The following is a 14,122-nucleotide window of genomic DNA, read 5'->3' on the forward strand; positions in this document are numbered from 1 at the left end:
CATATGAATGATAAGTTAAAAAAAATCAATTTCATTAACACATATTCCTCTTTGGAATATTTCTACAAGCTTTGTATTGATATAAAAATGATTGCGACCTATTTTACGACACTCTAAAATGCCAAGTTTCTGGCAGATTTTTAGGTACTTTGAAGCAGTTTGTCGAGAAATATCTATTTTATCTAATATGAAATTGATTTTTGTATAAGGGTGTGAAAAAATCAATTCAACTAAGTCTTTACTATAGATTTTAGGTGCATTGAGTTGAATCAAATCACTTGTTTCTTTGATGAGTTCATCAATATATTTTATCATTTTTATTGTCTCAATAGCAGTTTTTTCAACACCCTCTAAGATATATATTATCCACTCAACCCATTTATTCTCTTCTCTGACTTTTTGTAAAAGATCATAATAAATATTTTTTGTCTGGATAATATAAGCACTCAAATATAAAATAGGCAAATCAAGAACCTTCATATAAACAAGATAAAGGATATTCAATATCCTTCCAGTCCTACCATTCCCATCATAAAAGGGATGGATACTCTCAAATTGATAGTGAATCATCGACATCCTAATAAGAGGATCAAGAGAATCCATATCCGAATTGATATATTTTTCAAGGTTTTTCATAAGGTGCAAAATATCATTATAGTCTTGAGGGGGAATATATTTGACTTCATTGGTAGAAGGATTTTTTAGTATCGTGCCACTTTGTTTCCTGAAACCTGCGTTATTTTGTTCAAGTTCTTGCTGTATCTCTAAAATATGTTTGTTTAAAAACAAGCCATCTTTTTTGATGAGTTCAAATCCTTTTTTGAGTGCCCTGCTATAATCTTGCACTTCCTTTGCATTTTGACTCACTGCTTCATCACTAGCTTGGGTTAAAAATAATTCAGTATGTGTAGTGATGATATTTTCAATCTCACTTGAATCTTTTGCTTCTTGAAGGATTAAAGAGTTTATCAAAATATTTTGATTAGGGATAATCTTCATAAAACCATTTAGATTTCCTAAAGCTCTTGAAGCATTGATTAGTTTTTGATAAATCTGAGGGGTAAGATTGATTTGTATGGGTAATTCCTGTGGCAAGAAACCTTTATCAATAGACATAAATCCTCCTTAGACTATAAAATTTATTTTAACACAACTCATTGTATAAAAGTTAAAAAGGATTAAGACTTAAAAATAAAAAATGGGAGAAAAAAGGCGAAGGGCTAAGGGAAAAGGTAGGATTAGCCTTTTCGTTTCTCTACTATCTCTTTAGCAATATTGGCTGGGACTTCACCATAATGGTCAAACTCCATTGAATAAGTCCCTCTTCCCTGCGTGGCTGAACGCAAATCAGTAGAATAACCAAACATTTCTGCGAGTGGGACAAAGGCATTGACGATTTTTAGCCCCATCCTATCATCCATAGAATTTATCTGACCTCGACGCCTATTGAGATCACCGATGACATCACCCATATACTCTTCTGGGACTTCGACTTCGACTTTCATCATCGGCTCTAATAAAACAGGGCTAGCACTCCTACAAGCATCTTTAAAAGCCATAGAACCAGCGATTTTAAAAGCCATTTCAGAAGAATCCACATCGTGATAACTCCCATCATAAAGCGTTACTTTAAAATCCACGACCGGATAGCCAGCTAAAACACCATTTTGCATTGCCTCTTGAATCCCTTTGTCTACTGCGGGGATATATTCTTTGGGGATGACCCCACCTGAGATTTGATTGACAAATTCATAGCCGCTACCAGCTTCTTTTGGCTCAAGCTTGATGAAGACATGACCGTATTGACCCCTACCACCTGATTGCTTGGCGTATTTGCATTCTTTATTCACTGAAGCCCTGACCGTCTCTCTGAAGGCAACTTGAGGTTGTCCGATTTCAGCTTCTACTTTGAACTCTCTTTTCAAACGATCCACGATGATTTCTAAATGCAGCTCACCCATCCCGCCGATGAGGGTTTGACCCGTCTCTTCTTGGGTACTGACTCGGAAGCTTGGGTCTTCTTCTGCTAATTTACCTAGTGCGACACCCATTTTTTCTTGATCTGCTTTGGTCTTTGGCTCCACAGCGATATGGATGACTGGCTCTGGGAACTCCATCCTCTCTAAGATGACAGGAGACTTTTCAGAACAAAGTGTATCCCCTGTCAAAGTATCTTTCAAGCCCACAAAAGCACAAATCTCACCGGCATAAACTTCTTTTATGTCTTCTCGCTTGTTAGAATGCATTTTGAGCAATCGACCGACTCGTTCTTTTTTGCCTTTTGTAGAATTCAGCACATAGCTACCTGATTCTAACATACCGCGATACACACGTACAAAAGTCAGCTGCCCGACGAAAGGATCAGTCATTATTTTGAAAGCAAGTCCTGCAAACTCACCATCATCAGTGGACTGGACATAGACTTCTTCTTCAGTTTTTGGATCAATGCCTTTGATATCAATGACTTCAGTAGGAGCAGGGAGGAAATCCACGACTGCATCTAAAAGCGTTTGCACTCCCTTATTTTTGAATGATGAACCACAAAGCATAGGGATAAGACTCATATTATGGCAACCAATTTTGATGCCTTTTTTTATCTCATCAACACTAAGCTCTTCACCCCCAAGATATTTTTCCATCAAGGCTTCATCTTGTTCGGCAGCTGCCTCGATGAGTTTTTCTCTATACTCTTGAGCTTTTGGCATCAGATCTGTGGGTATATCCTCAACATCATATTTTGCCCCCATTGTCTCATCATTCCAAACAATGGCTTTCATCTCAATGAGGTCAACGACGCCTTTAAAAGTATCTTCAGCACCAATAGGGATATTGATAGGGATAGGGTTGGCTTTGAGCCTTTGTTTGATTTGTGATTCTACATTGTAAAAATTGGCTCCAATCCTGTCCATTTTGTTTACAAATACCATTCTTGGGACACCATATTTATTAGCCTGTCTCCATACGGTCTCACTTTGAGGTTGCACACCACCCACAGAGCAAAATACCGCCACAGCTCCATCCAAAACACGCATAGAACGTTCGACCTCTATGGTGAAATCGACGTGTCCTGGAGTGTCTATGAGGTTGATTTGATAGTTTTTCCAAAAACAAGTCGTCGCAGCAGAAGTGATGGTAATGCCTCTTTCTTTTTCTTGCTCCATCCAGTCCATTGTCGCAGCACCATCATGGACTTCACCTATCTTATGGCTGACTCCTGTATAAAAAAGTATCCTTTCTGAAGTCGTTGTCTTCCCTGCGTCGATATGGGCAGCTATGCCGATATTCCTGATTTTATCTAATGGTGTTTTCCGTGCCATCTGTTTCCTTAATATTTTTAAAAGTTTTTAATATTCAATCAATATGCAATCAATGAAGGTCAAAAAGAAGGAGAGTGAAAACTCACTCAAATTACCAACGATAATGAGCAAACGCTTTGTTTGCTTCTGCCATTTTATGCACATCTTCCTTTTTCTTAAACGCTGCTCCTTTATCACTAGCAGCATCTAAGAGTTCATTTGCCAATCTATCAGTCATCGTTCGCTCGTTCCTTTTCCTTGTGGCTTCTAGAATCCAGCGGATTGATAAAGACTGCTGCCTCACAGGTCTGACTTCTACAGGGACTTGATAAGTCGCACCCCCTACTCTTCGGCTCCTGACTTCAACAAGAGGCTTTACATTTTCAAGGGCTTTTTCAAATATTTCAATGCCTTTTTCACCACTTTTTTCTTCAATCTTACTCAGTGCAGCATAAATGACTTTTTCAGCAATGCTTTTTTTGCCATCATACATCATTTTGTTGATGAATTTGGTTACTACTTTATTCCCATAGATAGGATCACCCAAGACTTCTCTGATTGGGGCTTTTCTTCTTCTCATTCCTTCCTCCGTTATTTTTTATCTGAGCCGGGTTTTGCTTTTTTGGCACCATATTTACTTCTAGATACTGTCCTCTTCGCTACGCCTGCTGTATCCAAAGCACCCCTGACAATGTGGTATTTCACACCTGGTAAATCTTTTACCCTGCCGCCTCTGACCAAGACAATGGAGTGTTCTTGAAGGTTGTGTCCTTCACCAGGTATATAGCTGATGACTTCTACTTTGCTCGTGAGCCTTACTTTGGCTACTTTCCTCAAAGCAGAGTTAGGTTTTTTTGGCGTTGTTGTGTAAACACGTGTGCAAACACCTCGTCTTTGAGGGCATTCTAATAAAGCTGGGGATTTCGTCTTTTTGATAACTTTTTTTCTTTCTTTCCTGACTAACTGATTGATGGTTGGCACTTCTTGAATTCCTTTTTTAAAAATTTAAAATAAAAATAGCACAATTCTACACTAAAAAATCTTTTGTTTATCTTAGAAAAACAAAAGATTAGTCTTGTTTCTCTGTTTTGAGGATGATTTTTTTATTTTTATAAAGTCCTGTCCCTACAGGTATCATCCTACCTAAGACCACATTTTCTTTCAAGTCTTCTAAAAAGTCTTTTTTCGCAGCGATGCTTGCTTCAGTGAGGACTTTTGTAGTCTCTTGGAAAGAAGCTGCAGAGATGATGCTATCACTCCCTATCGCTGCTCGGGTGATACCAAGTAAAATAGGCTCTGCTATCGCTGGCTCACCATTTAGACGCATCGTTTTTTCATTCTCTTCTTTGAAGAGTCTTTTACTGACCAAATCTCCTTCGATAAACTTGGTATTGCCACTATCAACTATCCTGACTTGTCTGAGCATTTGTGATACAATGATTTCAATATGCTTATCAGCGATATTCACACCCTGTCTGCGGTAAACTTGCTGCACTTCACTCACGATGTATTTGTGCAATTCTTTTTCACCACTTATCCTTAAAATATCGTGGCTAGAAATGACTCCTTCACTCATCGCTTCGCCTGCGTGGACAAATTCATCTGCGTGGACTAAAATCTGCCTATTTTTGTCCACAAGGTATTCAGCACTCCTGCCATCATCAGCTGTGACTATGATACGTTCTTTGTTCCTAATAGGCTTACCAAAGCTTACGATACCATCGATTTCTGAAAGCATTGCTGCGTCTTTTGGCTTGCGTGCTTCAAAAAGTTCAGAAACTCTTGGAAGACCTCCTGTGATGTCTCTGGACTTGACTGTTGCTTTAGGCGTTTTTGCCAAAATATCAGCTATATGAACTTTTGAACCTTCTGATACAGAGATAGAAGTTTTTGGTTCGAGGATATAACGCAATGTTTGACCATCTTGTGCCTCGACTAATATGCTTGGCTTGAATCCTGCAGGCACATATTCATTGACTACAAGGTTTGTGATGCCTGTACTTTCATCTTCTTTTTCTGCGACAGTAACGCCTGGTATGATGTCTTCAAATTTTACGACACCAGGCTTATCAGAGATGATAGGATTGTTGTAAGGATCCCAAGTGGCTACGACATTCCTTGTATTAGAATCTGGCTTGGCTATCAAAGTCTCAATATCTACTTGGCTATTATCCCCTATGAGTATTTTTGAATTCCTAGCGATATAATGCCGTATTGCTTCTCTGTCATTGCCATCAGCTACAACTGCAAAAATACCTTTTTCATTCACTATATCGCCTTTCTTGATCTCTTTGTTCCTTTGGAGGTGATCAGCTTCAAGGGTATAGTATTTGACGATACCTTTTTCTTTGGCATGGATATTTTGAGAAATTGGAGCATTGTCATCAACGATGATTTCACTCGCATAAGGGATACGATTGGGGATATTCCAACCATCTTTGATGATATCAACAATACTACCACCTTTTTTGACCTGATGCCCAGTAGCATATGGCAAATAGATTTTGCCCTCGATTTTACCACTCACACCTGCAAGCTCATTTGGCTTGGCGACATCTCCTCGCCTCAAGACAAATTTCATTTCTTGCTCCGCATTGCTCACGCTCAATATGATCTCATCATGAGCACTATCAATCCTAAGGATACCATCAAAAGGAGCTTTTATCTTTGGCTCTACGACTAATATAGCTGCGTTCCTACGATTGGCAACGATATTTTTGCCTTCTTTATTCTTGTAAGTTTTGAGGTTGTAATACCTTATGAAGCCTTCTTTTTCTGCTAAGATTTCTCTCTCTTCTTGACTCCTAGAGGCTGTCCCACCGACGTGGAAAGTCCTCAAGGTAAGCTGCGTACCGGGCTCTCCAATAGATTGAGCTGCGATAACACCGACTGCCTCGCCGGGTTTGGACATTTTACCTTCACCTAGATTGAGTCCATAACATTTGGCACAAACACCTTTTTGAGCCTTGCAAGTAACTGGTGTGCGGATAATAGCTGATTTCACACCTGATTCTGTGATTTTTTTGGCTTTTTCTTCATCAATGAGGGTACCTGCACTCAAGAGGATTTCATTCGTGATAGGATCGATAATGTCTTCAGCCAATACCCTACCAAAAATCCTTTCTTCCAAAGGCTCTATCAATTCACTACCCACAGTAATATCAGTGATTTCAATACCTTCGTGCGTGCCACAATCTTCCATTATAACTTTTACATTTTGAGAAACATCAATGAGTTTCCTTGTCAAATATCCAGCATTGGCTGTTTTGAGTGCTGTATCAGCTAGACCTTTTCTAGCCCCGTGTGTGGAGTTGAAATACTCTAATACATTCAAGCCTTCTTTGAAGTTTGAGATGATAGGGGTTTCGATGATAGTGCCATCTGGTTTTGCCATCAATCCCCTCATCGCAGAAAGCTGTCTTATCTGGGCTGCTGAACCCCTTGCTCCAGAATCTGCCATCATATAAATGGAGTTAAACCCTCCTTTGTCTGCCTCGACTAATGCCATCATTTCTTTGCCCATCTTATTATTGGTATCTGTCCAAATATCGATGATTTTGTTATACCTTTCTTGTTCTGTCAAGAGACCTTGATCGTATTGGGCTTGAATCTTTTTGACTTCAGCTTTGGCAGTATTGACAACTTTTTCTTTGTCGTTAGGGACAATAATATCTGCTGCAGAAATAGAAATACCTGCTTTGGTAGCGTATTTGAAACCTAAGCTTTTTAGGTTGTCCAAGAAAGTCGCTGTGATACCAATGCCGCCTTCTTTATAAACATAATCAATCAAGGCACTGATATCTTTTTTCTTCATCACATGATTCCATAGATTTGAAGGGACAAAATCAGGCAATATGGATTTTAAAATCAGCCTACCTGCAGTCGTATGCAATACTCTCCTGTCAATCACGGTGCGTATCTTAGCATTGATATCAAGCTCATCAGCTTCAATGGCTATCATTATCTCATTGATATTCCCAAATAATTTATGCTCACCTTTCACACCCACTCTCTCCAAAGACAAATAATACAATCCTAAAACCATATCTTGGCTAGGGACAGCGACTGCCTTTCCACTTGCAGGGAGCAAAATATTCATTGAGCTTAACATCAAAACCTTGCATTCTGTTATCGCTTCTTGAGATAATGGTACGTGGACTGCCATTTGGTCCCCATCAAAGTCAGCATTGAATGCAGAACAAACAAGAGGGTGTAATTGGATAGCTTTGCCATCGACTAATTTAGGGTGAAATGCTTGAATGGATTGTTTGTGCAAAGTAGGAGCACGATTCAACAACACAGGATAACCTTCTGTGATTTGTTGTAAACATTCCCAAACTTCATTGGTTTTTTGTTCTATCATTTTTTTAGCCTGCTTGAGTGTCGTGGCATAGCCTTTTTCTTCAAGTTTTGCTAAAAGATGGGGTTTGAATAATTCTAAAGCCATATTTTTAGGCAGACCACATTCATCCATATGCAGATTGGGTCCTACAACGATGACACTCCTACCAGAGAAGTCGACACGTTTGCCAAGTAGATTTTGTCTGAATCGACCTTGTTTCCCTTTGATGATCTCTGATAGCGATTTAAGGGGTCGTTTATTTGCACCTTTGACAGCATTTGCATTCCTAGCATTATCAAAGAGTGCATCTACTGCTTCTTGCAACATCCTCTTTTCGTTCCTAACGATGATTTCAGGAGCATCTAGTTCTAAAAGTCTTTTCAATCGTTGGTTTCGATTGATAACCCTTCGATACAAATCATTCACATCACTGACGGCAAATTTCCCCCCATCAAGAGCGACCAAAGGTCTCAAATCTGGTGGCAAGACAGGCAAGACGGTGAGCATCATCCATTCAGGACGATTTCCAGAATTCAAAAAGCTTTCAACGACTTTGAGACGTTTGATGATTGTTTTCTTTTTGGCTTCTGAATTTGTGTTTTTGACTTCTTCTCTGAGGTTTTGTAATAAAAGGGTCAAATCAAGCTGCTCGAGCAATTCTTTGACTGCTTCACCACCCATTTGTGCTACAAATCCTCTGTCTTCAAACCTCTGATGGATATTTTGATATTGCTCTTCATTCAGTACGTCATATTTCATCACAGGCTTTGTGGATTCATTGTCATAAAAAGCTTCACCGGGCTCTTTGACAATATAAGCTTCATAATACAATACACGTTCTAGATCTTTCATCTTGACACCAAGCAATGTACCTATCCTGCTAGGCAGAGAACTGACATACCAAATATGTGCCACTGGAGTTACTAACTCAATATGCCCCATTCTGGAACGACGGACTTTTGAACTTGTAACTTCAACCCCACATTTTTCACAAACAATGCCTTTATAACGAGGTTTTTTGTATTTGCCACACAAACATTCATAATCCCTCACAGGACCAAAAATCTTAGTGCAAAATAAACCATCCCTTTCAGGTTTGAGGGTTCTATAGTTTATTGTTTCAGGTTTTTTCACTTCTCCATGACTCCAAGAAGCAATTTTCTCAGGGCTTGCTAAAACTAATTGGAAACAATTAAAATCACTGGGTCTATCTTCTTCTTTGACTACGATAGGTTTAGGGTTGCCATCTTCATCAACATCATCACCAAAAATATTGACATCCAAAGCTAGAGACTGGAGCTCTTTGGTTAAAACATAAAAAGTTTCAGGTATTTCAGATTCTCCTACATGTTCTCCTCTGGTTATGGCTCTGTAGGCATTTTCTCTACCCTTGACATCATCAGATTTGACTGTGAGCATTTCTTTTAGAGTATGGGCAGCTCCATAAGCTTCAAGTGCCCAAACTTCCATTTCTCCAAATCTCTGACCTCCAAATAATGCCTTCCCACCTACAGGCTGCTGGGTAACAAGTGAATAAGGTCCTGTACTCCTTGCGTGGACTTTCTCATCGACAAGATGATGAAGCTTGAGCATATACATATAACCAATATTAACCCTTTCTCTCATCTTTTCGCCAGTCTTACCATCATAAAGATCGGTTTTGCCATCCATAGAGATTTTTGCCATTTCAAAAAGCTTGTTGAATTTTTCTTGAGAGATGCCTTCAAAAACAGGGATAGCAAATTTAACTCCATTGCTCCAATCTCTGGCATAATCTAGCAATTCTTCATCAGTGGATTTTTTTAATACATCAATGATTTCAGGTTCATTTTGATTGACAAGCTCTGCGATTTGAATCATTTTGGTTCTGAGGTTTTTACTGAACATCCCTTTGTGTTTGTGTAAAAGTTCAGAAATTTGTTCTCCAAATTGCTTACCTACCAACCCTAAATGCACCTCAAGTATCTGCCCGATATTCATACGGCTTGGCACACCTAAAGGATTCAAAACTATATCTACTGGCTCACCATCTGCAGTATAAGGCATATCAACAGCAGGGACTATATTTGAAACAATACCTTTATTCCCATGTCTTCCTGCCATTTTATCGCCTACTTTGAGTTTCCTTTTTGTAGCGATATAGATTTTGACCTGCTTGACAACACCACTAGGTAAAATATCATCTTTTTCCAAAATAGAAAGCTTTTCTTCGTGTTCTTCACCTAATGTCTTTTTTTGCTCTAAAAAGTTTGTTTTGATTTGTTCGTATTTGCTTTGGACATTCTTTGAATAACTTTTTATAAGCGTGTTTAAGGCGAAACGATTGATATTGGCTATCTCTTCTTTTGGTATCATTTCACCTTTTTTATATTTTTTCTCATTTATCATCGCATCTGCATTCAATTTTTCTTTTGAAAGCATCAGCCCAATCCTGAGCATTTCTTCTTTGTTCAACATCGTCAAACGATCATGATGCTCAATATCCAAAATAGATTTCTCATCTTCATAAGCACTGATAGCCCTTGAATCTTTTTCATAACCTTTTTTGGTAAAAATCTTCACATCTACAACTGTGCCTTCTAATGAAGGTGGGCAATAAAGTGATTTATTCACAACATGACCTGCTTTTTCACCAAAAATAGCTCTCAAAAGTCTCTCTTCTGGTGTAGGCTTGACTTCTCCTTTTGGCGAGACTTTCCCTACAAGTATCATCCCACCACTCACATAAGTACCAATTTTTATGATGCCACTCTCATCTAGGTGTGCAATCTCTTCTTCACGTACATTTGGGATATCAGAAGTGATCTCTTCAATACCGTGTTTCAACTCCCTAGCTTCAATTTCTTTTTCATAAATATGGATAGAGGTAAAAGCATCTTCACGGATGACTTTTTCACTCACGACAATCGCATCTTCGAAGTTATAGCCATTCCAAGGCATGAAAGCAACACGAATATTCTTGCCTAATGCTAATTCTCCATTATCCATACTCGGACCATCTGCAATTATCTGATCTTTTTGGACATTATCACCTACTTTGATGATAGGTTTTTGTGTGAAGCTCGTGTTTTGATTGGTTCGTAGATTTTTTTGCAATGAATAAGTATCAATATAAGCTCCGTTTTCATCTTCACCCAAAATATAGATATTCCTTGCATCAACTTTCTCTACAACACCTGCCCTGATAGCTTTGATAGCTTCCCAAGAATCTCTTGCGATAATGCTTTCTATACCCGTACCGACAATAGGAGCATCAGGATGGAGCAAAGGCACAGCTTGTCGTTGCATATTCGAACCCATTAAGGCACGGTTGGCATCATCATGCTCTAAAAAAGGTATCAAAGAAGCAGCAACACCTACGAGCATTCTAGGGCTAAGGTCAATGAGCGTAACCCTATTTTTTTCATTCAACATGATCTCCCCGCCTACCCTAGTCTCTATCAAATCTTCAATGATAGCACCTTTATCATTTAGCTTTGTGCTTGCAGGGGCAATGATGTGTCCATCTTCTTGAGTAGCAGTCAAATAAACGATTTCATCTGTTACTTTTCCATCTACGACCTTTTTATAAGGGGCTTCGATGAAACCTAGATCATTCACTCTTGTAAAAGTTGATAAAGTATTGATAAGACCAATATTTTGACCTTCAGGTGTTTCTATAGGGCAGATCCTGCCATAATGGGTAGGATGAACATCTCTGGCTTCAAAACCAACCCTTTCTTTCACCAAACCACCTTCACCAAGAGCAGAAAGTCTTCTTTTGTGGGTGATTTCTGAGAGAGGATTTGTCTGATCCATAAACTGCGAAAGCTGTCCACCTGTGAAGAACTCCATGATAGTGCTTGTTATCATTTTTGAATTGATCAAATCATGTGGCATGATCGTATCAAAAGCCCCACTCATAGTAGTCAGTTTGTCTCTAATGGCTTTTTGCATTTTGACCAATCCGGTGTGCAACTCATTAGCCAAAAGCTCACCTATGGCTCTTATCCTTCGATTCCCTAAGTGATCCCTATCATCAATCCTACCTTGAGCATTTTTGACTTTGACAAGGTATTTGACGGTTTCAATGATATCTTCATGTGTCAGAACAGTAACATAATCAGGGACATTCAAGCCTAACTTATGATTCATCTTCATCCTACCAACACGAGTAAGATCATACCTTTCTGGTTCAAAAAATAGCTGCTTGACAAATTGTTTTGCTACTTCTTTTGTGACAGGCTCACCAGGTCTCATTACTTTATAAATCCTAATAGCAGCTAATTCATTTTCATCATCAATTTTTTCAACCTGCTTTAGCAACCTCAAAGATTCTGCATCTGCTACAAAAGAATGGATAATAGAAGCATCATAACCCAATGCAAGATCATTGGCTATCTCAAATTCTTTTATTTTTGCTTCAGATATTTTCTTGAGTTTACCTTCATCTATCTGTGTGAGAGTATCAAACAATACTTCACCTGTTTTTTTCTCAATAATAGGCTCAGATAAATATCTATTCAACAAAACTTCTACAGGATATTCTATCCATTCAAGTCCTTTTTCATAAAGCTCTTTGGCTTTTTTAGCAGTCAATCTTTTGCCTGCGGGGATAACAATTTCTCCATCTGCATTTTTAATGTCAAATTCTATCCTACCATCAAAATCGCTTGGGTTAAATGGAATAAGGTATTTTCCCTTCTCAGCTCTGACTTTCAAGAGTGGATAGAAAATTTTAATGACATCTTGTTTGCTATACCCCATTGCCCTAAATAGTATGGTTACTGGGACTTTTCTGCGTTTGTTTATCCTGACAAATAAAGTGTCTTTAGCATCATATTCAAAATACAACCAAGAACCTCTATCAGGGATAATTTGTCCTGTATAAATGAGCTTATTAAAAGAAGTGGCTGACTCTTCTTCTTTAAAAATAACACCAGGGCTTCTATGCAGCTGATTGACAACGACTCTTTCTACGCCATTGATAATAAATGATGTTCTATCAGTCATTAAAGGGATTTCCCGGATAAAAATACTTTGTTCTTTGATATCTTTTATCCCTGTCCTTTCACCTTTTTCATCTTTTTCCCACAAAATAAGCCTGATTTTTATTTTCAAAGGAATCGCATAGGTAATCCCTCTTTCCATCGCTTCACGAACTGTATATTTTGGTTTTCCAAATTCACACCCAGCATATTCCAATGTGATTCTATTTTGAGCATCTTGAATTGGGAATATAGACTTAAAAACTTTTTCTATTCCACTTTCTTTATCAGCTTTTGGGGACAAAAAAGAATCATAGCTATCCCTTTGCAAAAGCAATAAATTTGGAACTTCTAAGCTTTGGGGCAATTTTGTAAAATCTATTCGTAATCTATTTTTTGTTTTTATCTTTGTCAGCATATTCTTAACCTTCGCTCAGTAGAATTTAGAAGAGTCAAACACTCCAAATAAGCTTAATCTTCATTATAAAATTAAGATTATTTAGAATGTCTTTATAAATACAAATAGCCCAAATGATAGAAAAATCTATCTTTGGGCAGCAACATTTTTTAATGCTAAGATTATTTGATCTCAACTTTAGCACCAGCTTCTTCAAGTTTTTTCTTGAATGCTTCTGCATCTTCTTTATTTACACCTTCTTTTACATTATGAGGTGTTTTTTCAGTAGCTTCTTTTGCTTCTTTCAAACCAAGTCCTGTGATTTCTCTCACAACCTTAATGACATTGATCTTATTAGCACCGCTATCGAGCAAAACAACACTGAATTCTGTTTTTTCTTCTGCAGCAGCAGCTCCACCAGCAGCAACAGCACCAGCTACAACTGTAGGTGCAGCACTCACGCCAAATTTTTCCTCAAAAGCTTTTACAAGTTCTGATAATTCAAGGACTGACAAGCCTCCGATATAGTCTAAAATTTCTTCTTTTGTGATCGCCATAATGGGCTCCTTTTATTTTATTCTTGTTCTTTTTGTTTTTTTAGATTGTCCATTGCAGTTGCAAAATATCTTGCTGGAGCTGTCCAAACAGATAGCAACATTCCAATAAGCTCTTCTTTGCTAGGCAATTTAGAAATAGTCATGATATGGTCAGAATCAACTTTTTCTTTGTCAAAACAGCCTGACTTCACGACGAATTTTTCTTTATTTTCTTCAGCAAATTTAGCAACCATTTTTGATAATGCTATTTGATCATTACCCCAAATAAAAATATTTGTCTCTTTGAGTTCCAAATCAGGATATTGTGCATTTTTCATTGAAAGATTAGCTAAAGTATTTTTAACTACTTGGACTTTGAATTCTAAATCCCTAGCAGAATGCCTAAGCTTTTCAAGATTCTTCACGCTCAACCCTTTGTAATCACAAACAATCAATGCAGCTGCATCCTTGAATTCTGATGTCAAATATTGTACCGTCTGAGTTTTCTGAAGTTTGGTCATTTTTTCCTCCTTTCCAGACTAGACTTATACAAGGAGATTAAAATCAATTAAGCAAATGCCCTT

The 14,122-nt window shown here is 38.1% G+C and carries 7 protein-coding genes; all 7 read right to left on the reverse strand.

The annotated features are described in order from the left end of the window. Positions 1 to 15 precede the first annotated feature (15 nt). The gene (locus tag BKH44_RS01140; RefSeq protein ID WP_095269258.1) at positions 16 to 1,116 is read right to left on the reverse strand and encodes a Fic/DOC family N-terminal domain-containing protein; all 1,101 of its coding nucleotides are present in this window, start codon (positions 1,114 to 1,116) and stop codon (positions 16 to 18) included. A 122-nt stretch (positions 1,117 to 1,238) separates the two neighbouring features. Further along, positions 1,239 to 3,317, reverse strand: a complete 2,079-nt coding sequence (gene fusA, locus BKH44_RS01145; protein WP_095269260.1) for an elongation factor G — start codon at positions 3,315 to 3,317, stop codon at positions 1,239 to 1,241. Positions 3,318 to 3,408: 91 nt separating this feature from the next. Next, positions 3,409 to 3,876, reverse strand: a complete 468-nt coding sequence (rpsG, locus tag BKH44_RS01150; RefSeq protein ID WP_095269261.1) for a 30S ribosomal protein S7 — start codon at positions 3,874 to 3,876, stop codon at positions 3,409 to 3,411. 11 nt (positions 3,877 to 3,887) lie between these two features. After that, the gene (gene rpsL, locus BKH44_RS01155; RefSeq protein WP_095269263.1) at positions 3,888 to 4,277 is read right to left on the reverse strand and encodes a 30S ribosomal protein S12; all 390 of its coding nucleotides are present in this window, start codon (positions 4,275 to 4,277) and stop codon (positions 3,888 to 3,890) included. A gap of 88 nt (positions 4,278 to 4,365) precedes the next feature. Beyond that, positions 4,366 to 13,023 carry a DNA-directed RNA polymerase subunit beta/beta' gene (locus tag BKH44_RS01160; RefSeq protein ID WP_095269264.1) on the reverse strand — a complete coding sequence of 2,886 codons (8,658 nt, stop codon included), beginning with the start codon at positions 13,021 to 13,023 and terminating at the stop codon, positions 4,366 to 4,368. A 161-nt stretch (positions 13,024 to 13,184) separates the two neighbouring features. Then, positions 13,185 to 13,559: a 50S ribosomal protein L7/L12 gene (gene rplL / locus BKH44_RS01165; RefSeq protein WP_095269266.1), complete on the reverse strand. Its 375-nt coding sequence runs from the start codon at positions 13,557 to 13,559 to the stop codon at positions 13,185 to 13,187. A gap of 17 nt (positions 13,560 to 13,576) precedes the next feature. Beyond that, positions 13,577 to 14,059, reverse strand: a complete 483-nt coding sequence (rplJ, locus tag BKH44_RS01170) for a 50S ribosomal protein L10 (protein ID WP_095269267.1) — start codon at positions 14,057 to 14,059, stop codon at positions 13,577 to 13,579. Between the last annotated feature and the right edge of the window lie 63 nt (positions 14,060 to 14,122).

Source organism: Helicobacter sp. 13S00477-4 (assembly GCF_002272785.1).
Lineage (GTDB): Bacteria > Campylobacterota > Campylobacteria > Campylobacterales > Helicobacteraceae > Helicobacter_J.